Origin of the sequence: Trinickia diaoshuihuensis (assembly GCF_003390925.1) — a bacterium.
GTDB lineage: Bacteria > Pseudomonadota > Gammaproteobacteria > Burkholderiales > Burkholderiaceae > Trinickia > Trinickia diaoshuihuensis.
Map to the genome: position 1 here is coordinate 147,663 of NZ_QUBS01000088.1, position 22,025 is coordinate 169,687.

Genomic DNA, 22,025 nt, shown 5'->3' on the forward strand with positions numbered 1-22,025 from the left:
TCAATCGCGCCAGGCCGGCGCGCGTTTTTCGAGGAACGACGCGACGCCTTCGCGCCCTTCCTCGCTCGCGCGGATCCGTGCGATGCGGCGGGCGGTATCGTCGATCAAGGCTTCGTCGAGCACGTGATCGGCGACGTCCTGCACGAGACGCTTCGATTCGCGCACGGCTTGCGGACCGTTCACGCAAAGCGCAGCCGTAATCTTTTGCACCGCGCTGTCGAGCGTATCGGCCGCGGCCATTTCGTGCACGAGCCCAAGGCGCAGCGCGGTGGCGCAGTCGAACGGCTCGGCCGTCGTGAAGTAGCGGCGCGAAGCGCGCGCGCCGAGCGCCCGTACGACATACGGGGCGATCGTCGCGGCGATGAGGCCGAGCCGCGCTTCCGAGAGGCAAAACCGCGCGGTATCGACCGCGACGACAATATCGCAGGCCGCGACGAGGCCCACGCCGCCCGCGAAGGCATCGCCCGAGACGCGGGCCACGACGGGCTTGGAGACGTGATAGATGGCCGCCAGCATATCGGCGAGGCGCCGCGCATCGACGCGGTTCTCCTCGTCGGAGAACGTCGCCATCTTCTTCATCCAATTCAAATCGGCGCCCGCGCAAAATGCGGGGCCGTTGGCGGCCAACACGATCGCGCGCACGTCTTCGCGCGCATCGAGCTTGGCGAATACGTCGATCAGCTCGGCGATCGTCGTTTCGTTGAAAGCGTTGCGCACGTCCGGGCGGTTGAGCGTGACCGTCGCCACGTGCCCCGCGAACGCCAGTTGCAGCATGCTGTATTGCATTGACATTGATCGTCTCCGTGGGAAGGACGATGCCTTACATTCTGAACACGCCGAAGCGCGTCTCTTCGATCGGCGCATTCATCGCCGCCGAAAGTCCGAGGCCCAGCACGTCGCGCGTCTGCGCGGGATCGATCACGCCGTCGTCCCAGAGCCGCGCGCTTGCATAGTACGGGTGCCCTTGATGCTCGTACTGATCGCGCACGGGCTGTTTGAACGCCTCTTCTTCCTCGGCGCTCCAGGTGCCGCCCTTCGCCTCGATACCGTCGCGCTTGACCGTTGCCAGCACCGATGCGGCCTGCTCGCCGCCCATTACCGAGATCCGGGCGTTCGGCCACATCCAGAGAAAGCGCGGCGAATAGGCGCGGCCGCACATGCCGTAGTTGCCGGCGCCGAACGAGCCGCCGATGATGACGGTGAACTTGGGCACCTTCGCGGTGGCCACGGCCGTCACCATCTTCGCGCCGTTGCGCGCGATGCCTTCGTTTTCGTACTTGCGGCCCACCATGAAGCCCGTGATGTTCTGCAAGAACACGAGCGGAATCTTGCGCTGGCAGCACAGCTCGATGAAATGCGCGCCCTTCACGGCCGATTCGGAGAACAGAATGCCGTTGTTCGCGACGATGCCGACCGGGTGGCCCCAGATATGGGCGAAGCCCGTGACGAGCGTCGTGCCGAAGCGCGCCTTGAATTCGTCGAATTCCGAATCGTCGACGATCCGCGCGATGACCTCGCGCACGTCGAACGGCTTGCGCGTATCGACGGGAATCACGCCATAGACGCTCGCCGGGTCATAACGCGGCGGCTTCGGCTCACGCATGACGACGCTCGGCTGCTTCGTGCGATTGAGCTTGCCGACGATGCCGCGGGCCAATGCGAGCGCATGCGCATCGTTTTGCGCGAGGTGATCGGCCACGCCCGACAACCGCGTGTGCACGTCGCCGCCGCCGAGATCCTCGGCGCTGACTTCCTCGCCCGTCGCGGCCTTCACGAGCGGCGGGCCGCCCAGGAAAATCGTGCCTTGATTCTTGACGATGATCGACTCGTCGCTCATGGCGGGCACATACGCCCCGCCCGCCGTGCACGATCCCATGACGACGGCGATTTGCGCGATGCCCGCAGCCGACAGGTTCGCTTGATTGAAGAAGATGCGGCCGAAATGGTCGCGGTCGGGAAAGACCTCGTCTTGATTGGGCAGATTGGCGCCGCCCGAATCGACGAGGTAGACGCAAGGCAGCCGGTTTTCCGCGGCGATTTCTTGCGCTCGCACGTGCTTCTTGACCGTCATCGGGTAGTACGTGCCGCCCTTGACCGTCGCGTCGTTGCAGACGATTACGCACTCTTGTCCGGCGATGCGGCCGATGCCCGTAATGATGCCGGCGCCCGGGGCGGCGTCGTGATACATCGAGAACGCGGCCAGTTGCGAGAATTCGAGGAACGGCGTGCCCGGATCGAGTAATTGAGCGATCCGATCGCGCGGCAGCAGTTTGCCGCGTGAAACGTGCTTATCGCGCGCGGCCTGTCCGCCGCCTTGCGCGAGATGGGCCACCTTCGCGCGCAAATCGGCGACGACCGCCTCCAGCGCGCTAGCATTGGCTCGAAACTCGTCCGAGCGCGGGTTCAGCTTACTTTCGATGATCGGCATGGGGCTCGATGCTCCGTCGCGATGGTCGTACTAGAGGTGGAATCGGCATCAAAGCGTTTCGGCGAACAGCTCGCGGCCGATGAGCATCCGGCGCACTTCGCTCGTGCCCGCGCCGATCTCGTAGAGCTTGGCGTCGCGCCAGAGGCGGCCGACCGGGTACTCGTTGATATAACCGTTGCCGCCGAGGATCTGAATCGCTTCGCCCGCCATCCACGTGGCTTTCTCCGCCGTGTACAAAATCACGCCCGCGCAGTCCTTGCGCACTTGACGCACGTGTTCCTTGCCCAGCGTATCGAGCTGGCGCCCGACGGCGTACAAATAGGCGCGGCAAGCCTGCAGCGTCGTGTACATATCGGCGACCTTGCCTTGGATCAATTGGAATTCGCCGATCGCCTGGCCGAATTGCTTGCGGTCGTGGATATAGGGAACGACGGCGTCCATGCAAGCGAGCATGATGCCGGTCGGGCCGCCGGCCAACACCGCGCGCTCGTAGTCGAGCCCGCTCATCAACACCTTCACGCCGCCGTTCAATTGACCGAGGATGTTTTCCTCCGGCACCTCGACGTCTTCGAACACGAGTTCGCCCGTGTGCGAGCCGCGCATGCCGAGCTTGTCGAGCTTTTGCGCAACGGAGAAGCCTTTCATCCCCTTCTCGACGATGAAGGCCGTGATGCCGCGCGCACCGGCCTCGATATCCGTTTTCGCATAGACGACGAGCGTGTCGCAGTCGGGGCCGTTCGTAATCCACATTTTCGTGCCGTTCAGCACGTAACGATCGCCGCGCTTGTCGGCGCGCAGCTTCATGCTGACGACGTCGGAACCGGCGTTCGGCTCGCTCATCGCCAAGGCGCCGACGTGCTCGCCCGAGACGAGCTTGGGCAGGTACTTGCTCTTTTGCGCCGGCGTGCCGTTGCGGTGAATTTGATTGACGCACAGGTTCGAATGCGCGCCGTAGGACAGACCGACCGAGGCCGACGCCCGCGAAATCTCTTCCATCGCGACCATATGCGCCGTGTAGCCCATGTTCGCGCCGCCGTATTCCTCGGACACCGTCATGCCCAGCACGCCGAGCTCGCCGAACTTGCGCCACAGATCCATCGGGAATTGATCGTCGCGGTCGATCTCGCCCGCGCGCGGCGCGATTTCCTTGGCGGCGAAATTGGCCACCGCATCGCGCAGCATGTCGATGTCTTCGCCGAGCGCGAACTGCAAACCGGGCACATTGCTCATGAACGTCTCCTCGAATTCGAATTGGGGGCCTGATGGACCCTAACGAGCGGCACGCGCGCCCGATCACCGCGCATTTCACGCCACATTTCCGTATGCGTCAATAGTTTTCTTGAGTAAAGCTCATATTTTTGCGACGCCGCGTGAGCACTGGTTTGCGGTGCTAATATCCGGTCCAGCAATGGAGCGGGCGCGACGAACTTGAACACGACTCAGACCGGGGAAGAAGCAAAGGCCGATGCGGGCGGCGCCAGGCGTCAGCCGGCGGGGCGAAAATCGCAGCAACGCGTGAAGGACATCCTGCGCGCCGGGCGCGAGGTGTTTTCCGAAAAAGGCTACGAGCGCGCGACGACGGCCGAGATCGCGCAGCGGCTCGGCGTGTCGGAGGCAACGGTGTTCAGTTACTTCCGCGGCAAACGCGAACTGTGCGCGAGAGTGATCGCCGACTGGTACGACGAGATCATCGAGGCGATCGAAACGGGCCTGCCTCGCGAGGGCACCGCGCGTCAGCAGTTCGCCTTTATCGTGCGCACCCATTTGCGGCTGATGCTGGTCCACGGCACGGGCATGTGTTCGCTCGTGTTGTCGGAGGGCCGGGCGAAACATCATGAACTGAGCGCGGAATTGACCTCGCTGCAGCGCCGTTACACGGCGCCGCTCATGCGCGTGCTGGCCCAAGCTCAGCAAGCGGGCCAGATCCGCACCGACTTACCGCTGCGCCTGATGCGCTCGATGGTGTTCGGGCCGATGGAGCATGTACTGTGGGACGCCGCGCTCGGTCACCGGAGCGCCGACATCGACGCCACGGCCGACCGCCTGGTCGATATCTTATGGACGGCTTTGCAACCGCCGGCACCCGCGCTGGCGGCGCTGGTGCGGTTGAAAGACGACCTGGGCGAAGCGGTGCGGCGCTATGAAGCGAGCACGCAAGCGCCCGGTGGCGGGGAGGCCGGCGCGGGCGCGGGCGCCCCGGCAACGGGCAAACGCAAGCATAAGCGGGATTGAGCCGACGATTGAACCGACGATCGAACCGACGATTGGCCGCTTGACCGCGCGCGGCGGCCCGATGCGCGCCGTCGCATCGGCGCACTTGCCCAATGCGGGCAGCGCGACTATCGTGTCGGTTCCTTACCCTTGCCCCTTTCGATGACTACCCGTCTCACGCCTGCGCTCGCTTCGCAGTTCGCCGCCTTGGCGTTACCTCATCTGACCCGCGAATATCCGAACAAGCTTACGCATGCGCTGGCCGGCCCCCAAGACGTGCGCTCGCCGCGCGAGCTGCATCCGATTTTTTACGGCAGCTACGATTGGCACTCGTGCGTGCACGGCTATTGGCTCGTCGTGCGGCTGCTCGACCGTTACCCGGAATTGCCGCAGGCGCAGCAGATCCGCGACGTCGTCAACGCGCATTTCACGGAGGCGAAAGTCGCGGGTGAAGTCGCTTATTTGAGCCTTCCTCACAATCGCGGTTTCGAGCGGCCGTACGGATGGGCGTGGCTGCTCGCCTTGGCCGGCCAATTGGACGGGATGCGCTCGCCCGAGGCAGCCCGATGGAGCTCGGCGCTGGCCCCGCTCGCCGATACCATCGTCGACCGCTTCACGGAATTTCTGCCCAAAGCCACCTATCCCCTGCGCGTCGGGACGCACTTCAACACGGCGTTCGCGCTGTCGTTGGCCCTGGACTTCGCGCAAACGACGGAGCGAGCCAAACTGGAGTCGCTCATCGAGGAAACGGCTTGGCGCTGGTACAAGCGCGATATGGATTGCCAAGCATGGGAACCCGGCGGCGATGAGTTTCTGTCGCCGGCGCTGATGGAGGCCGAGCTGATGCGCCGCGTGCTGCCGCACGACGCGTTCAGTATCTGGTTCGAGCGCTTCCTGCCTCGCCTGGCGCAGCAGGAGCCGGCCACGCTGTTCACGCCCGCCGAGGTGACCGATCGCACCGACGGCAAGATCGCTCACCTCGACGGACTCAATCTAAGCCGAGCCTGGTGCCAGCGCTCGCTCGCGGGCGCGTTGGCCGACGGCGACGTGCGCAAGGCATTGCTCGAGGACGCCGCCGAAGCGCACCTTCAAGCGGCCCTGCCCCATGTGGCAGGCGACTATATGGGCGAACATTGGCTCGCGACGTTTGCGGTATTGGCGCTCGAAGCGTGAATGTAGGCGGACCGCCGAGCGCGCCGGTTCTTTCTCGCTTCTTCCCATAGGCTGTCCCGCTTCCCGACAAGAGGAGACGGCATCACGCCTGCCGCGCTTCGCGCAGCGCCTCTTGCATCACCACGCCGGCCGCTTCGATATGCGCCTTTGTCAGGCGCTTCGCCGCGCGCCGGTCGCGGGCCACCACCGCCTCCAAAATCGCCTCGTGCTCCGCGAGCGAGACGCCTTGATAACGCTCTAGCTGCCACACCAAACGCAGATAACGGTCGGTCTTGCGCCATATCCCCTCCAGCGTCTCCAGCAGATGCTGCTTGCCGCTCGCCCGATAGATCGCTCGATGGAACGCCCAGTTGTCGATCGACCAATGCTCGACGTCTTGCGCCTTGGCGTCGCGCGCCAGAATCTCGCGGGCCGCGGCTTCGTCGTCTCCGCTAAATGCCTCGATGGCGGCCTCCAGCGCCAGCAATTCAAGCGCGACGCGCATCTGCGTCAATTCGTCGGCCTCGAAGCGAGTCATCGCCGATACGAACGCCCCCCGGTTCGGCACGATCGTGACGAAGCCGCCCGCCTGCAACTGAGCGAACGCCTCGCGCACCGGAATATGGCTGGTGCCGAATTCCTTCGCGATCAGATCCTGCCGCAACTGCGTGCCGGGCGCCCAGGTGCCGTTCGCAATACGTTCGCGCAAGCGTTCGGCCAGAAGCGTCGACGAGGACTTGCTATTCGCTAAATTCTTCACTTTAATATATTAAAACGACCAAGGAGAAAGACGTGACGGTATCTCGCCTGCGCAATATTCCCGGCATCGGCGTCGATCGCATCGGCGACGCCGCCGATTCGCTGCACGACGCCGACATTCTAAGGCTCGAGAATCTGGACACAGACCTTCGTCCGCCGGCCGAGGCGCTGACCGCGACGCATGCGGCCGTCGACGACGACGCGGCGAACAGCTACCTTCCGTTTACCGGTCAACGCGCGCTGCGCGAAGCGGCGGCGGCGCGGGTGGGCCGCAGCGCCGGCACGACCTACGATGCCGCCGGCGAGTGCATCGTATCGGCGGGTGGCCTCGCGGGAATTCTCAATGTCTTGCTGGCGATCCTCGAACCGGGCGACGAAGTCGTGCTGACCGACCCGACCTACGCCGGCCTGATCAACCGCGTGCATCTGGCGGCAGGCGTGCCGGCATTCGCGCGCCTCACGCCTAGCGCCGACGGCTGGCGGCTCGACCTCGATAGCCTCGCCGCCGCGATCGGACCGCGCACGAAGGCGCTGCTCGTCATGTCGCCTTCCATGCCGAGCGGCTTCGTTGTATCGCGGGACGAATGGCTCGCCATCGCCCGGCATTGCGAGCGCCACGGGCTTTGGCTCATCTACGATGCCGCGATGGAACGTATCGTCTTCGACGGACGCGAAGTCGTTCACCCCGCCGCTCTTCCCGGTATGCGCGAACGCACGATCACCGTGGGCGCCGTATCGAAGGAGTATCGGATGATCGGCTGGCGAGTCGGCTGGATCGTCGGCCCCTCGTCGATCATGGACGAGGTGCGGCTCGTGAGCCTATCGAACGTGGTATGCCAGGTTGGGATTGCGATGCCGGGCGCCGCCGCCGCGCTGACGGCACAAGACGACGGGGTGGCGGCGGCCGTCGCCGAATGGGAGCGCCGGCGCGACTTCCTCATGGATGCGCTCGTCGATCTTCCGGTGATCCGGCCGCACGGCGGCTGGTCGATGCTCGTCGATACCGCAAGCCTGGGTCTGGCGCCGCCGGAGGCATCGAGGCGGCTGCTCGAACACGGCAAAATCGCGGCGACGCCGATGACGCACTGGGGGCCGAATGCGGATCGCTATCTGCGCTTGGTCTTTTCGAACGAAGCAGTTCCGCGGCTGCGCGACATCCGCGAACGGATCCGCCGGTCATGGCAAACGTAGTCCCATACTAGGGAAAACGCTTAAGCCATTTTTAAGCATCGCCGCCTACATTTCGATGCGCACCGGCGCAGCGACGGGCCATGGGAGAACGGCACGCGCCGCGCCCGCCGCCGCACGGCGGCAACCGTTCTTTCCTTCACGACGATGAGGTCCTGCCATGTCTCATCTACTGATCGCATCGCTCGGCGTCGCCGGCTTGGTCGGCGCCTTCCCGCTTACCGCTCATGCGGCCCAAGACACCGCGCCGTTCGAGCAAGCACCGCTCGCATCGCCCCCGTTCGCCCAGGACGGTTTCCAGATACTGCGCGTGGGCGACGGCGCCGCGCATTCCGGCGCCTCGATGCCGCCGGCTATCTCCGGGCCCGACTTCATTCCGAAATGGCAAGAAAAGGCGCTGACGCGTGGGCAACCGGCCCCCACGCTCGACGGTGACCGTTTTAGATTCCGCTGAACGCCGAACGGCGCCGCTCGCGGCGCGTGCACGGTCGTCTAGAGCATCGCCACGACGCGCACGTTGCCGCCGTCGGCGGACGGGACGACCTTCTCGCCGACGCGCCGGAACGTGATCGAGACCGTTTCGTCTCCGACATGCAGGTTGCGCACTTCGAGCCAATCGATCCCTTCGGGCAAGGCGGGCTGATCGATGCGCACTTCGCCGCGCTCGGCATCGACGGTCACGCCCAGACACGCTTCGAGCATCATGAACGGCGCGCCCGCCGCCCATGCCTGCGGCAAGCATGCGACGGGATACGCCGTGGGCGGTTCGCCGCGGCGGCGGCCCAAGCCGCAGAATAGCTCGGGCAGCCGCATGTCGAAGCTGACCGCCGCTTCGAATAATGCTTGCAGCAAGTGCACGGCGGCTTGCTTGTTGCCGTAGCGCGCAAGCCCGCGCGCGCAGAGCGCGTTGTCGTGCGGCCAAACCGATCCGTTGTGGTAGGCCATGGGGTTGTAGCGCGCTTGGCCGGCCGCCAAGGTGCGCACCCCCCAACCCGTATGGAAAAGCGTCGATTGCAGATGCCGTGCGACGGCCTCGCCGCGTGCCCGCGTAGGCAGTCCGAATGCGAGCAAATGGCCCGCGTTCGAGGCCAGCACACGGCATAGTTCGCCGTGCCCGTCGAGCGCGATGCCGTAGAAATCGGCCTCGGGCATCCAAAACAACGCTTCGACGCGCTCCCTCAGTGCGGTCGAACGCGCCGCATAGCGCGCCGCGTCTTCCGTCAAACCGCGTTGCGCGGCGAACTGCGCCATCGTGTCGAATGCGGCACAGGCATAGGCCTGGACTTCCACGAGCGCGATCGGGCCTTCCGGGAAGCGGCCGTCCGCGTGAAACACCGAGTCGTGGCTGTCCTTCCAGCCTTGGTTCGCCAATCCGCGGTCCGACTCGCAACGGTAATCCACGAGCCCGTGCCGGTTCTTGTCGCACACGGTCGCCACCCACCGCGCCGCCCGCTCGAGGGCAGGCCACAGCTCGGCGATCAGCCCATCGTCGCCCGTGCGCGCCGCATAGGCGCCGGCTAGGACGATGAACAGCGGCGTGGTATCGACGCCGCCGTAGTAAAGCGCGAACGGCACCTCGCCCGTCGCCGCCATCTCGCTCTTGCGCATCTCGTGCATGATCTTGCCCGTGGCGGCATCACGGAACTTCGAGTCCTCGCGCGCTTGATGTTCGGCAAGAAAACGCAGCACGCCGCGCGCAAGCCAAGGCTGCAGCCAGAGCGTCTGCAGCGAGGTGATCACGGCATCGCGGCCGAACGGCGTGGAGAACCAAGGAATCCCCGCGTACGGGTAAGGTCCGGTTGGCTGATCGGTCGTGAGCAGGCTCAGATCGGCGAACGATCGATCGAGCCACGCGTTGAACAGCGGATTGCTCGAGCGAAGCCGCGCCGTGGCGTGCCGGCGTTCGCGCATGGACAAGTGCGCGTTGGCCAGGGCCGCGCGAACCGCAGCGCGTCCCACGCGCGGCGGCGCCGCATCGATCTGCGTGAAATGCGCGGGACGCGAGCTATGCGGCGGCTGCGCGACTTGCGCGCCGGGCGGCTCGATCCCGTCCGCGCCGGCCACCGTTTGCGTGCGGGTGGCCACCGACAAATAGATCGACACGCAAGCGTGCGCCGACAATTGCACCGTGTAATCGGCGCGATCCTCGAACAATTGATCGGGCGCGGGGGCAAAGGCGATATCGACGGTCCGGCGCACCTGGTCCAGCCCGAGATAGGCCAGCTTCACTTCGTCGCTCCCGACTTGCGCCGGTTCGATCGTGCCGTGGCGCGTTCGCTTCAGGCCGCGAACTTCGAACATGTCCTTGAAATCGCCGCCGAACGAAATCGACAAGGGGACGACCGCGTCGCTGAAGCCGTAATTCGTCAAGGTGATCGCCTCGTACAGCACCGTGCCGGACAGCACGCGCAAGCGCTCGACGTGAATGACGCCCTCGGGCGTGCCCTCGCCGCCGAGCGGCGGCAGCGGACGGTTCGTCAGATGCGCGGTGAACGACGTGTTGTCGCTGCTGACGTTGCCCGAGAGCAAGGAAGGCGCGCGTCCGCCGAACGTCAAGCGCAACTGCGAAAGCATTCGCGTGTCGTTGACGAACAGGCCGTCGTCGACGCCGTTGATATCACCCAGCGGATCGTTGACGACGAACGTATCGCCCGACTTCAGCACGTACTGGCTCGTCCGAGCGATATAGGGATGCTCGGGCGCAATGAATGCGCCGTCGGGTTCCACATGCAACGGAGCACCCGTCTGAGTGGGAACATCGGTCGCGGCGTCGGTATCGAGCATCGTCTTTTCTCCGGTCGGTTGGAGTGGGCGCTTCGCCACTTTACCGCTTCGGCCCCCTCGGTGCTCCGATGAGCGCCATGCCGTGCGGTGCATCGATTGTACGAAGCCCTGCGTCATGCGAACAACCGGCGCGCAAGCTGGGGCTTCGCCCCCGCACCGGCGCAAGCGCGGTGCCCGCATCGTGGGCCTACTCGCCGTCGCGAATGAATTCGTCGATATGACGGTTGAACGCGCTCGGATGCGCGAGGTTCATCCCATGAGAAGCCCCGCGTATGGTATGGCGTCGGACATCGGGCAGCCATCCCTCGAGCATGCTCACGTTGCGCCGAAACAGATCCGGGCTCTTTTCTCCGTCGATCAACATCGTGCGGCATCGCAGGCTCCATGCGGCCTCTCGCGTATAAGCGGGCAGTGGATCCTTGAATTGCAGCGGCAAGGTCAGCGCATTGTCGAGCGCCATGGCGCGAAAGGCCGGCGGACTCTTCGCCCAGGACCCGACCCGGCTCACCGAATCGACGAAGAGCTGCAACCCCGCCTCGAGCTCGCCTTGCTCCACGAGTTGCGCCGCCCGCGCGCGAAGCGGGTTCACGGTGTCGGGAAGCACCCCTGTGGATGGGCCGGGCGCCCAAAGCGGGCCGCCCGGATCGGCCAGCGTCAACGTGCGCAAATGCTGGGGGTGACGCACGGCGAATTGGAATGCGACGGCGCCGCCGCGTGAATGCGCCACGACATGCGCCGGACCGCCGTCGAGCCGCTCCAAAAATTGAGCCAACTCGTCGGCATGGCTGCTCCAACTGAACGGCACCCAGCTCGGCAGCGCGGCGGCGGGCCAGTAGTGCGTGAGACTCACGGCCACGCAGCGGTATCGCGCGGCAAGCCCCGCGAGCTGGGGCTGCCAGTACCGGTAATCGCACAGCGAGCCGTGCACGAACAACACGAGCGGCCCTTCGCCTCGCTCGACGTAAGGCATCCGTAACCCGTCGCTCAACTCGATGAAGCGAACTTCGTCATCGGGCACGATCGCGGCCCGGCCGATGGCGGACGGCCGAGCGCTCGCCGATCCGTCGCGGCTCATGCTTCGAACCGCAATTCGACCTCGACCGGCTGCCCGACGGCCAGCTTCTGCCCGGCACCGGCCAGGACAATCGCGTTTTGGCCGAACGTCAACGCCCCGTCCAAGCGGCTGTCGGCTCGATAGGTGCTCATCGTATCGGTCGGCTCGTTGGGCCAACGCGGGTCGGGCGCGCCGCGCAACTGATCGATCGTCGGAATCGGGCAACGCGAGCATGGCTTGACCACGCGCAATAGCACGTCGCCGCCCGGCGTTCCGATGCCGAACGTGTCGGCGTAATCTTCCTCGTAAGCCTCGATGCCGGTCAGCACGAGATTGGGTCTGAACCGGTTCATGGGAATCGGATCGACGCCTTTGCCGCTCAAGCGTGCGTTCAAATCCGCCAGCGATGCTTCGCCGATCACGAGCAGCGGATAACCGTCGGCGAAATGGACGTTGGCCGTGACATCGCCCGTCCACTTGCGGCTCGCGGTGCGCGCAACGCCGGGATCGAATCGCACCAAACGCAGCGGGGTGTCCAGGAAATCCGAGAACCAACGCGCGGCCGCGTCGCCCGCATCGAGCGCCGTGAGCGTATCGCCCCACACCGTCACGGGCAGCGAAGGCGCGCCGGCCAGCGTGACCGCATCCAGGCCGAGCGTCAGCGTCGCCATGCCGGCCGCGCGCACTTCGAGCCGGTCGCCGCTCAGCGCCGGCTGCACGAGCGCCATGCGCGGATGCGTGCGCTGGGTGACGAACCGGCCCCGCGCGTCCACCACCATCCAGTCGCGGTCATGCTCGAGGCCGTGCGGCGTCAAGCGGACGGTATCGCGCGAGATACCCGCGCACGACTTGATCGGATAAACGTTGAGTTGACTGATGGAGGACATGGCGAGGCCGGCGCTCACTGGCACGAATAAGCAAACGCCGATGGTAACACCGTGCCGGGACGGGCGTTTCCCGCTCCGGACGGCTCACGCCGCCCGAGTCGAAGCCTATTGAAGAAACGACGCCGAATCGACGCAATCGGCGGCCGCGCCGGCGCCGCGCACGGCGCAGGTCAACGGCTCGTTGGCGACGCGCACCGTCAGCCCCGTCACTTCGGCGAGCCGCTGATCGAGATTGGCCAGCAACGCCCCGCCGCCGGTCAACACGACGCCCGTGTCGGCAATATCGGTGACGAGTTCGGGCGGCGCATTCTCGAGCGCGTTTTTGACGGCGCCGATGACGGCCTTCAGCGGCACGGCCAGCGCCTCGGCAACGTCATGATTGGAGAGCTCGATGGTGCGCGGCAGACCGTCGGTGAGGCTGCGCCCGACCGCGCGCATGCACTGGCGCGGGACGTTCGCCGTTGCGGTGCCGATGGTTTTCTTGACGAGTTCGGCGGTTTGATCGCCGATGATGACGCCGTAGATGCTGCGTACGTGTCCGATGATGGCCGAGTCGAATTGATCGCCGCCTACGCGAACCGACGTCTGATAGGCAATGCCGCCCAGCGAGACGACGCCGACCTCGGTCGTGCCGCCGCCGATGTCGACCACCATCGAGCCGCGCGCTTCGGAGACGGGCAGCCCGGCGCCGACGGCCGCCGCGAGCGATTCGCCGATCAGGGTCACCTTCGATGCGCCGGCGGCGATCGCGGCCTCGCGGATCGCGCGGCGCTCCACGGCCGTCGCGTGCGACGGCACGCAGATCGTGAATTCGGCGCGGCGTCCGAATAGCGAGCGCAGCCGGGCCATATCGACGAATTCCCGGAACATGTGCTCGGCGGCGGAAAAATTGGCGATGACGCCGTGCCGCATCGGCCGCACGGTCTCGACATTGCCCGGGGAGCGTCCGATGAGCTGTTTCGCTTGGTCGCCCACGGCCGTGACCTTGGCCCTGCCCGCCTCGGCCGACTTTTGGAAGCAGACCACCGATGGCTGGTTGAGCAAGATGCCCTTGCCGCGTGTGTAAATGAGGGTGTTCGCCGTGCCGAGATCGACCGCCACGGTTTGCGGGAACAGTCGATTGAAAAATGCAGGATGCGACATCGTTGACTCTCTCATGGATGACAACAACGGCATGCGTCCCGTCGCAACGGGCGAGGCGCTTGTGTGCTCGTTGCGGGTAGCGCGGTCGGGCCGATGTCCCCTTTACGGCAATTTCGCGTCTAACTTTAGGGGTCGGTTGGCTTTTTCTTGTTGTGCGCCGCCGCACCGGGAACGCGCCGGCAGCCCGATCGCCGGCGCCGGCGCGCGCGGCGCCCGCCGACGTGGCATTCTTCTCGCTCGCAACCGTTATTCCTTTCGTCCACCCTTCGCCCATGCGCACTACGTTTCGACGACTGGTTCTACTCGCTTGCATGCTGCGCTACGGCGCGAAACTGCTGTGGTCCGCGGCGCCGCGCGGCGGCAGGCTGCACTGGTTCGCGCACCTTGCCTCGCGTCTGCACGCGGCTCGCAGCTCGCCGCGCATGCTGCACACGGCGCTGCCGAGCTTGGGACCGCTCGCCGGCGCCTTGGCGGCTCAAGCGCTCGCGCATCCCGAAACCGTCGAACGCTCGATTCACGACGCGCTAGCGCGGCTTGCGGACTTCGAGACGGCGCTCGCGCGCCCGCTTCCCCCCGGTGAAGTCCTGCTCGCGCTGACCCAAGCCCTCGGCCGCGAGCCGAATTCGGCCTTCGCCTCGATCGATTCGATGGCGTTCGAAAGCGGGATCGCCGAGCAAGTTCATGCGGCGCAACTAAACCGGCGCGAAAGCGCGGAGCGGCCGGACGGCGGCTTCGAGAAGGCGGCGATCAAACTGCTGCGCGTCAAGGAAGTGGAGCGCCTGGGTGACGATATCGCCGTGCTCGGATGGGCCGCGCGCTGGCTGGAGCGTCTCTCGCCGCGCGCACGCGAGCTACGGTTGCACGCGCTCGCGCAATCGTTCGCCGCCGAAATGCAGCGCCGTTTCGACTTGCGCGCGGAAGCAGCCAATCTGTCCCAGACCGGACGCCATTTCAGCGCGGACGCGCGCGTGGTCGTGCCCGAGGTCGTTTGGGCGCTGAGCACCGACGAGGTCCTCGTCATCGAACGGATCGAGTCGGTCGCGGTCACGGATCTTCAAACGCTGCGCTCGCGCGGCGTCGACCTCGAAGCATTGGCCGAACGCATCGTGCAAGTCGTCGTCGAGCAGGCCTTCGCGCACGGCTTCTTTCACGCGGCGCTCGATGCGCAGCGGCTGCGCGTGAGCGTCGAGCCGGCGACGTTCGGCAGGCTCGTGTTCGGCGAGGGCAAGGTCATGGCCACGCTGACCGAGCCCGAACGCGAATTCTTCATTCACGGCGCAAGCGCCATGTTCGAGCAGGACTATGGCCGGCTCGCCGCGATGCATCGCGAGGCCGGCCACGTCGCGCGGGACACGCGCGACGAATTGCTCAGCGCTGAACTGCGCACGCGCGCCGAGCCGCACTTCGCGGCGCGCGGCGCCGATCGTTCACCGGCGGCCATGCTGACGCATCTCCTAGCCGCCGTCGAACCGTTCGACGGCGGCGTCTCGCCCGCGCTCGAATTGGCTCATCAAGCGCTTGCTCGCGCCGAATCGCTCGCTCGCACGCTGGCCCCGGAATTCGATATATGGCGCGTCGTGAAAGGCACGCTCAAAGGGCTCGCCCGTGAGGATATCGGGCACCGCGGCTGGATCAAACGGCTCGCGCGCGAGTTACCCCATCTGTCCGCCATGCCGCGCTTGCCCAACCTCGTCGTGCATCGGCTGCAACGGCTTTTCGGCGATCAACAGCGGCACGATACGGCGATCTTGTTCGCGCAATTGCGCCACGAGCAGCGCCTGACCCGGCGCTTGCTTTGGGCGTGCGCCATGGCAGGCGCCCTGCTCGGCGTGGGTGCCGTATGGTTCGCGCGGTAAACGCCGCGCGCCGCGGTCCTTACTCCCCTTAGCCGTCGGCGTCAGTCCGCCGTATCGGCATTCTCGGGCACGCGCGCCCTGAGCTCCGGCCGAGGTTGCGGCGACCACGACGGCCGCGTGGCCGCGCCCGAATCGACGACGACCAAGTAACGGCCCGCCCAGGGCGTCACCGCGCGGTCCGGGTGCAGCACCCATAGGGAAAGACCGGCGTCGGCCATCGCTTGATAATCGGCGTCGAGTATGCCGAAATGATCGAGAAAGCGGTCGAGCGAGCCTGGGATCCGCACACAACCCTTCGAATGACGAATACCGAGCAGCGGCTCGAGTCTGTCGGGATCGGTCGCATGCATTTGGAAGCGCATCGAGGACACGCCGCCCTTACCCCATCCTCGCTCGGCATCGTTCCACCCGAAATCGAAGATTCGCATGTCGCGCGCGCCGTACCCGCGAATTCCATTTTCGTTGAGCGTGCCTTCGGCGCGGAAGTCCATGTTCTGCGGCGTGTGCTCGAAGACGCCGACCGGCGTCACGAAATGATCGTATTGGCCGGGCCACCCGGTAGAAACGGGCGATGCGCCGATGAGCGACCAAGCCGCGCCCGGATCGCCTCGAAAAAAGATAAACAACGCTTGGACGTTCGGATTGCGGTCGACGAGCACCACGTATTGGCGCGATAACGCGCCGAGTCCTTTTGCGGCCAAGGCGGCCTGCAAGCGGCGTCCATAGGCGAGTTGATCGGCCGGGGGTAGGGCCAATCGCCGCGTGACGAAACTTTCGAATTGACTGCTGAGCTTGAGCGCATCGCGCGGATCGAGGCGCGCGGCGAGATCAGCCGCTTGGCGTGCGGCGCTCGCGACCGCCGCGGAAGCGGCCGATGCGGCGGCGGCGGCCGATGCAGCCGATGCAGCCGATGCCGCGGACGCAGCCTGCGCGGGCTTCACGGCCGGGTTCGAAGCGGCGCCCGATGCCGATGCCGATGCCGATGCCGATGCCGATGCCGATGCCGATGCCGATGCCGATGCCGATGCCGCGCAGGCGACGATACAGCCGGCGAGCGCCGCCTTGGTCCAAATTACGCCCATTGTCAGGCTCGGTTGCGGGTGATGAGGGGATCCTCGATGGTTATTCCGTATATCGCCGAACCGGTGCGCGATGCGCCGGCCGGAAAGCTTTGCTTCTGTCATCAATCAGACCGTGGAAAGTGCTTACTCGACACCGAGCCAAGCAACTTCCGTGCTTGCGGTCTGCCGCGCGTCGATCGCCCCCCGCCGGTCCGTCAATGCTTGACCGCTCCGGCGGCCGAATCGTCGGCCTCCGGCGCCTCCACGACCGCGAGCGGCAACGTCACGGTCAGCGAGAACCCTTCTCCCGGCGCGGTCGCGACGTCCAGCTCGCCGCCAAGCCGCGCGGCCCGTTCGCGCATGCCGATCAAGCCGAACGACTTACGCTTGCGCCGCGCATCGGGCAGCGCGCCGCGACCGTTATCGCGAATCTTGACGACGCAAAACGGCTCCTCGCGTGCAATCTCGATCTCGGCCTCACTGGCGCCCGAATGGCGGGCAATATTCGTCAGCGCTTCCTGCACCATCCGAAACACCTCGGTGCCGCTATCGCGGTTGAATGCCACCTCGTTGATATCGAGCTGCGCGTTGACCGTGATCCCATGTCTCGCCGAGAATTCATGAATGAACCAATCGATGGCCGGGATGGGGCCGAGATCGTCGAGCATGACCGGACGCAAATCGGCGGCGATACGGCGCACCGACGCCACAAGCTGATCGATGAGCCCATAGATGCTGCGCAACGCCTGGCTTGCCGATTCGTCGATCTTGCTTTCGATGGTCCGCTCGAAGCGTCCCATGTCGATCTTCATCGCCGTCAGTAATTGTCCGAGATCGTCGTGCAACTCGCGCGCGATTCGCGTCTTCTCTTCTTCCCGTATATGTTCGATGTTCGCGGACAGACGCTGCAGTTCCTCGCGCGATGCGCGCAGCGCCTCCTCGGCACGGCGCCGGTCGGTCACATCCAAGATCCAGCCGACCATCCGGTACGCCTTGCCCGACGCATCCCATAGCGCTTGCGCACGCGACTGAATCCAGCGGTAATCCCCGGCCCGCGTCCGGACCCGATACTCGATATCGTACGGATGCCTGTTTTCCGTATGCGCATTGAGTGCGAGCATGACCCGCTCTAGATCGTCGGGGTGGATGATCGCGTAATGCGCGCGCATCTCGTTCGGCAACTCATCCTCGTCATGCCCGACGATCTCGCGGAAATGCGGCGACAAGTACATTTCGCCGGTCCGCAGGTTCCAGTCCCAAAGTCCCGCGCTCGCGCCGCTGACCGCGAGTTGAAAGCGCTCCTCGCTGGCGGCGAGCGCGGTCAGCGCGCGATTGCGTTCGATCGCATAGCGTATCGCGCGGCTGAGCAGCGCGGCCTCGATCTCGCGCTTGAGCACATAGTCTTGCGCGCCCTCTTGGATCGCCACGAGGCCGACGGAGATATCGGCGAGCCCGGTCAGCACGAGCACGGGCGCATCCGGCGCCACCTGACGAAAACGCCGGAAAGTATCGATGCCGTTCCCGTCCGGCAGGCCGAGATCGAGCAATACCACGTCGAAATGCGTGCCTTGGGCTAGCGTAAGCGCCTCCCGCAGCGATTCCGCACGGGCCAGTGTGTGCTCGAACTCGCTGATGTCGACAAGCGCTTCGCCAATGATCAACGCATCGGTCGGACTGTCTTCAACGAGCAGAACCTTGACGGATGACGGGGTATTCAAGAGCGCACGGGCGGCAAAGTCACGACGCCGAACCAAAAGTCGCTGATGCTGCGCACGACGTCGATAAATTTAGAGAAGTCCACAGGCTTGGTGATGTAGCAATTGGCGTGCAGACAGTACGACTTGACCACATCTTCTTCCGACTTCGACGTAGTGAGGACCACGACCGGAATGTTGCGCAATTCCGGATCTTGCTTGAGTTCGTACAGGACCTCGCGGCCGCTCATGCGCGGCAGGTTCAGGTCGAGGATGATAAGCCCGGGGCGCGCGGGCTCGCGCCCCGCGTACTTGCCGCGGCCATTGAGATAGTCCATCGCGTCGACGCCGTCTTCCACGATGTCGAGCGGATTGAGGACCTTGTATTGCTCCATCGCTTCTCGCGTCAGCATCACGTCGGTGGGACTGTCTTCGACGAGAAGGATATGGACGAGCTTACCGCCATCATCGCGTAGCATGAGCAATACTCCTAAAAACGATGCATTAACCTGCCGCCGTCCCCGCCGCGCGAGGCATCGTGAAGAAGAACGTCGTCCCCTCATCGGGCTTCGATTCGAGCCAAATACGGCCGCCGTGGTGCTCGACGATGCGCTTGCACAACGCGAGGCCCAGTCCCGTCCCGGGATAGTCCCGGCGCGTGTGCAGCCGCTGGAAAATCACGAAAATGCGCTCGAAATATTGCTCGGCGATGCCAATGCCGTTATCCGCGACCGAGATCTGCCATCCATCGCTGGCGGGCTGCGCGCCGATATGAATGCGCACCGGACGGTCCTTTTTGCGGAACTTGATGCCGTTGCCGATCAGGTTTTGGAACAACAGCGTCAACTGCGTCGGGATCGCCTGCACCGTGGGGAGCGCATCGTGCGTCACCTGCGCCTGCGTTTCTTGAATGACGACCGCGAGGTTTTTGAGCGCGAGTTCGAGGGCGTGCGCCACCTCCACGGTCTGCTTCGGATCTTCCAAGCGTCCTACCCGCGAATAGCTCAGCAAATCGTCGATGAGCGTCTGCATGCGCGTTGCGCCATCCACCGCGTGCCCGATGAACTCGTCGGCGCGCGCATCGAGTTTGCCCTCGTAGCGCCGCTGCAAAAGTTGCAACGGGCCGGCCACCGCGCGCAGCGGTTCTTGCAAATCGTGCGACGCCACATAGGCGAACTGCTCGAGATCGCGGTTCGAACGCGCGAGTTCCTCGGTGCGCTGGCGCAGTTGCCGCTCGGCACGCTTGCGCTCGGTAATGTCCGCGATGGAGCTGAGCACGAACGTGCCCTCGGACGTTTCGATCGGATTCAACCCGATCTCGATCGGAAATTCAGCGCCGTCCCGGCGCAGCCCAAAGAGGTCACGCCCCGAGCCCATCGGCCGTGCAGACGGATTGGCGTAGAACGCCGCCCGAAAATCCAGATGTCCACTGCGGAAGCGTTCGGGAACGAGTATCTCGATCGGCTGCCCGAGCAACTCGGCGCGCGTGTAGCCGAACAGCCGCTCGGTTTGGGTGTTCACGAGCGTCATCTTGCCCTCGTGATCGGCCATGATCATTGCATTGGGCGCCGCCTCCACGGCCACACGAAAGCGCTCTTCGGCGCGTTCCCGTTCGGTGACGTCGTGCAACACCAGGACCGATCCGACGAGCCGTCCCTCGGAGTCGAAGGTCGGAGCCCCGTTGGCGTTGACGGGCGTGCGGTGTCCATCGCGTCCAATCAGCAAAATGCCGCTCGAATGATCGACCGTACGGCGCTCGCGCATGGCGACGATACCGGGATTGTCGGCACGGCTTTTATCGCTGCCGCGCTCGAATCTCACGATTTCGTCGACGGGGCGTCTCATCACCTCGTCGGCACACCAGCCCGTCAGCGCCTGCGCCACACGATTGAAAAACGCGATTCGCCCGTGCACGTCCGTCGCGATGACGCCGTCGCCGATGCTCGATAGCGTCACCTCGAGCAATTCCTTCTGCTGGAACAGTGAATCCGCGGAGGCGGCCGCATCGCGGAACATACGCCGGGCGAAATACCCGAACGACAAACAGAGAAACACGGTCAAGGCGCCCGAGGCGAGCCCCACTACGACGGCCAGGTCACGCGTGCGCCGCGCGGCTGCTCGCTGGACCGCCAGTCGCGCTTGCGCCGCTTGCTCCATGTCGAACACGATCGCGCGCGCGCGGTCCATGAACCGCTTGCCCGTATCGTTTAAAACGATCGCCTGCGCGGGCCCGAACCCTTGCGCGCGCCTGACTTCGATGACCGAGCGCAACTCGCGGCGCTTGTCGCCGAGCAAGGCGCTGAGCTCAGCCAGCCGCTGCTCCTGAAACGCATCGCCTTTGATGAGCGCTTGTACGCGATCGAGCTGCGCGCTGATCTTCGGGTCGGCATCGAGATACGGTTGGAGGTATTCGTCGCGGCCCGTGATGACGTAGCCGCGCTGCCCGGATTCCGCGTCGCGAGCCAGCGATAGGAGTTCTTCGAGGTCCCGATAGACCTCACGCCAATGTCCGACCTGGACTTCGCTGTCATACAGAGTCACGGTGCCGGCGGCGCCGATCGCGGCCGTCACCAGCATCAGCAAGCCGATGAAAGGCCAGCCCCATCCCATCCACCGCCACGCCCTCTCCCCGGCCTGTTTCACAGCGTTGTTCATTTCCTCGCGCCTCGAACGTGCATTTTCGGTGCTTCGTTACAGGATAGTAGGAAATTCAGCAGACGAATCGCAAACCCAAAACGCAGCCAATCGCGTGCCGGCTCGCCGACTGGCGATTTCGTCTTGGCCGGCGCTAATTTCCGCCCGTGCCCGCCGGACGATAATCGGTCGGTCGAGCCCCGGTCCATTTGCGAAACGCTCGATGAAACGCGCTCGGTTCGGCGAACCCGACGGCAACCGCGATGTCGGCGATCGTTCCGTCCCCGCTTTGCAGAGCCGCAATCGCAATGTCGCGGCGCAGCGCGTCCTTGATCGACTGGTACGTTTCGCCCTCGCGCTTGAGCTTGCGTCGCATCGTCGCCTGCGCGATGCGCAATTCTTCGGCCAGGGCTTCGGCGTCCGGCCAGTCCGCTATCGGGCGCGCACGCAGCGCCTGCCGCACGCGGGCCGCGAGCGCATCGGGGTTGCGGTACTTGACGATGAAGCTTGCCGGGGCATTGCGTAGAAAGGTTTTCAACGACTTAGGCGTTTGCACGACGGGCAACGCCAAGAACGCCGGAGCAAGGTCGACGAACGATTCGCGCTGGCCGAACAAAAGGTCGTCGCAAAACATCGAGCGGTACTCGTGTCCCGCGGCAGGTTCGGCGCAACTGAACCGGGCGCAGCGCACCGGAATGCGGCGCCCGACTAGCCAGCATACGAGGCCATAGACCAAGATGAAATGCGTGGCGTAAGCGAACATCGCCTTTTCGCCCGCGCCTTCGCGCACTCGATAGACCAAGCGCACGCGCTCGCTCGTGACATCGGGTTGCATGGCCATGTCGTCGAGCACGAGCCGCATGAATCCCGTGGCGCGGGCGAGCGCTTGCGCCCCGTCACGTGCCGTCAGCGCGGCCTGGCACATCGCGATGAAGCTGCCGCTGCGCATCGGGTGGGAATCTTGACCGAAGAACTCGTCGTCGAGGCCACGCCCGATCGCATTCCATAGCGCGCCATACTGCGCCGACGAAACGCGCGCCTGCGGAGAAGCTAGGAGCTGCGGGGAGATACCCGCCGCTTCGAGCATGGGCGAGGGATCGACGCCGCGGCGCCGGACGCAGCGGACGGCTTCCTCGACGAGACTGACGGCGATCGTCCCTTTTTCTTTATCCAT

At 65.2% G+C, this 22,025-nt stretch carries 18 protein-coding genes; 5 read left to right on the plus strand and 13 right to left on the minus strand.

Going from position 1 to position 22,025, the window contains the following annotated elements; genetic code table 11:
- From DXT59_RS26870 to DXT59_RS26880, 3 genes are read right to left on the minus strand one after another with little or no spacing between them, the layout of a single operon-like run.
- Entirely contained in the window at window positions 1-786 is a 786-nt protein-coding gene (locus tag DXT59_RS26870; RefSeq protein ID WP_116141004.1) for an enoyl-CoA hydratase/isomerase family protein, read from the minus strand.
- Window positions 787-820: 34 nt separating this feature from the next.
- Window positions 821-2,428 (minus strand): carboxyl transferase domain-containing protein, encoded by a 1,608-nt coding sequence (locus DXT59_RS26875; RefSeq protein ID WP_116141007.1) that lies wholly within the window; start codon window positions 2,426-2,428, stop codon window positions 821-823.
- Between the two features lie 48 nt (window positions 2,429-2,476).
- On the minus strand, window positions 2,477-3,658 hold the full coding sequence (locus DXT59_RS26880) for an isovaleryl-CoA dehydrogenase (protein WP_116141009.1): 1,182 nt from the start codon (window positions 3,656-3,658) through the stop codon (window positions 2,477-2,479).
- 198 nt (window positions 3,659-3,856) lie between these two features.
- Here DXT59_RS26880 and DXT59_RS26885 point away from each other — a divergent pair, with 198 nt between their 5' ends.
- Window positions 3,857-4,660 (plus strand): TetR/AcrR family transcriptional regulator, encoded by an 804-nt coding sequence (locus DXT59_RS26885; RefSeq protein WP_116141011.1) that lies wholly within the window; start codon window positions 3,857-3,859, stop codon window positions 4,658-4,660.
- A 141-nt stretch (window positions 4,661-4,801) separates the two neighbouring features.
- The gene (locus DXT59_RS26890; protein ID WP_116141013.1) at window positions 4,802-5,812 is read left to right on the plus strand and encodes a DUF2891 domain-containing protein; all 1,011 of its coding nucleotides are present in this window, start codon (window positions 4,802-4,804) and stop codon (window positions 5,810-5,812) included.
- An 82-nt stretch (window positions 5,813-5,894) separates the two neighbouring features.
- On the opposite strand, the gene DXT59_RS26895 is transcribed toward DXT59_RS26890, so the two are convergent.
- On the minus strand, window positions 5,895-6,500 hold the full coding sequence (locus DXT59_RS26895) for a GntR family transcriptional regulator (protein ID WP_162878257.1): 606 nt from the start codon (window positions 6,498-6,500) through the stop codon (window positions 5,895-5,897).
- Between the two features lie 83 nt (window positions 6,501-6,583).
- On the opposite strand from DXT59_RS26895, the gene DXT59_RS26900 reads away from it, so the two are divergent.
- Complete coding sequence (locus tag DXT59_RS26900; RefSeq protein WP_116141017.1) at window positions 6,584-7,741, plus strand: pyridoxal phosphate-dependent aminotransferase; 1,158 nt, start codon at window positions 6,584-6,586, stop codon at window positions 7,739-7,741.
- Window positions 7,742-7,898: 157 nt separating this feature from the next.
- Window positions 7,899-8,192, plus strand: a complete 294-nt coding sequence (locus tag DXT59_RS26905) for a hypothetical protein (protein WP_116141019.1) — start codon at window positions 7,899-7,901, stop codon at window positions 8,190-8,192.
- A 38-nt stretch (window positions 8,193-8,230) separates the two neighbouring features.
- On the opposite strand, the gene DXT59_RS26910 is transcribed toward DXT59_RS26905, so the two are convergent.
- From DXT59_RS26910 to mreB, 4 genes are all read right to left on the minus strand, one after another.
- A complete protein-coding gene (locus DXT59_RS26910; protein ID WP_116141173.1) occupies window positions 8,231-10,522 on the minus strand; it encodes an amylo-alpha-1,6-glucosidase in 2,292 nt (763 codons plus the stop codon).
- 187 nt (window positions 10,523-10,709) lie between these two features.
- Window positions 10,710-11,492: an alpha/beta fold hydrolase gene (locus tag DXT59_RS26915; RefSeq protein WP_116141175.1), complete on the minus strand. Its 783-nt coding sequence runs from the start codon at window positions 11,490-11,492 to the stop codon at window positions 10,710-10,712.
- A 101-nt stretch (window positions 11,493-11,593) separates the two neighbouring features.
- Complete coding sequence (locus DXT59_RS26920; RefSeq protein WP_116141021.1) at window positions 11,594-12,463, minus strand: MOSC domain-containing protein; 870 nt, start codon at window positions 12,461-12,463, stop codon at window positions 11,594-11,596.
- Between the two features lie 105 nt (window positions 12,464-12,568).
- Window positions 12,569-13,606, minus strand: a complete 1,038-nt coding sequence (gene mreB / locus DXT59_RS26925) for a rod shape-determining protein (protein ID WP_116141023.1) — start codon at window positions 13,604-13,606, stop codon at window positions 12,569-12,571.
- A gap of 272 nt (window positions 13,607-13,878) precedes the next feature.
- On the opposite strand from mreB, the gene DXT59_RS26930 reads away from it, so the two are divergent.
- On the plus strand, window positions 13,879-15,462 hold the full coding sequence (locus tag DXT59_RS26930; protein ID WP_116141177.1) for an ABC1 kinase family protein: 1,584 nt from the start codon (window positions 13,879-13,881) through the stop codon (window positions 15,460-15,462).
- 41 nt (window positions 15,463-15,503) lie between these two features.
- On the opposite strand, the gene DXT59_RS26935 is transcribed toward DXT59_RS26930, so the two are convergent.
- From DXT59_RS26935 to DXT59_RS26955, 5 genes are all read right to left on the minus strand, one after another.
- Window positions 15,504-16,544: a hypothetical protein gene (locus DXT59_RS26935; RefSeq protein ID WP_116141025.1), complete on the minus strand. Its 1,041-nt coding sequence runs from the start codon at window positions 16,542-16,544 to the stop codon at window positions 15,504-15,506.
- 194 nt (window positions 16,545-16,738) lie between these two features.
- Entirely contained in the window at window positions 16,739-18,241 is a 1,503-nt protein-coding gene (locus DXT59_RS26940; protein WP_116141027.1) for a PAS domain-containing protein, read from the minus strand.
- Window positions 18,238-18,696: a response regulator gene (locus DXT59_RS26945; RefSeq protein ID WP_116141029.1), complete on the minus strand. Its 459-nt coding sequence runs from the start codon at window positions 18,694-18,696 to the stop codon at window positions 18,238-18,240. The genes DXT59_RS26940 and DXT59_RS26945 overlap by 4 nt, the downstream gene beginning before the upstream one ends.
- Before the next feature lie 25 nt (window positions 18,697-18,721).
- Window positions 18,722-20,872 (minus strand): sensor histidine kinase, encoded by a 2,151-nt coding sequence (locus DXT59_RS26950; RefSeq protein WP_116141031.1) that lies wholly within the window; start codon window positions 20,870-20,872, stop codon window positions 18,722-18,724.
- Window positions 20,873-21,005: 133 nt separating this feature from the next.
- Entirely contained in the window at window positions 21,006-22,025 is a 1,020-nt protein-coding gene (locus DXT59_RS26955) for an AraC family transcriptional regulator (protein WP_116141033.1), read from the minus strand.